This is a genomic window from Bowmanella dokdonensis (assembly GCF_017254865.1).
Lineage (GTDB): Bacteria > Pseudomonadota > Gammaproteobacteria > Enterobacterales > Alteromonadaceae > Bowmanella > Bowmanella dokdonensis.
In genome coordinates this window covers 1-507 of the sequence record NZ_JAFKCV010000073.1, presented here as the reverse complement: position 1 = coordinate 507, position 507 = coordinate 1, and the positions used below count along the sequence as shown (strand labels likewise).

Here is a 507-nt window from a genome sequence, read left to right as displayed (position 1 = left end):
AAAGATGGGCGTGAGCACTTGGGCCATGGCTTGTTGTATGATGCGATCAATCACCGTAGGAATACCAAGCGGGCGCTTGCCCCCACCGGGTTTCTCGATCTCAACTCGCCTGACAGGTTGTGGGCGGTAGGTGCCAGCGCAAAGCGCGGCTTTAACCTTGTCCCATTCACCCGACTTCACCCATGCCGGAAAACCATCAACGGTCATGCCGTCAACTCCGGCTGCACCCCGGTTGGCTCGAACCTGTTTCCAGGCCCGCTGTAAATTGGCAGGCTGGAGCATCTGTTCGAACAGATTGTCGCTAAAGGCTGGTTTCAGGTCAGTACGCTGCACCACGTCGTTGCCGGGCGGCATTCGTGTGTTCAAGTCTGACAAGGCTACTCCTTTACTCTGAATGTTCGGGCCTTCACCCTGTCCCATCCATTACGATGGGCATTTGGCTACTATGCCCTCTGCTGACTTCTGCTTAATCACACAGCGACTTACACCGCTCTGCGCTGTCGGTTG

Annotated in this window: 1 pseudogene; it reads right to left on the bottom strand. The window is 56.0% G+C overall.

The annotated features are described in order from the left end of the window. Positions 1-375 (bottom strand): annotated as a pseudogene (locus tag J0A66_RS21595) (group II intron reverse transcriptase/maturase); the annotation flags it as partial. Positions 376-507: the final 132 nt, after the last annotated feature.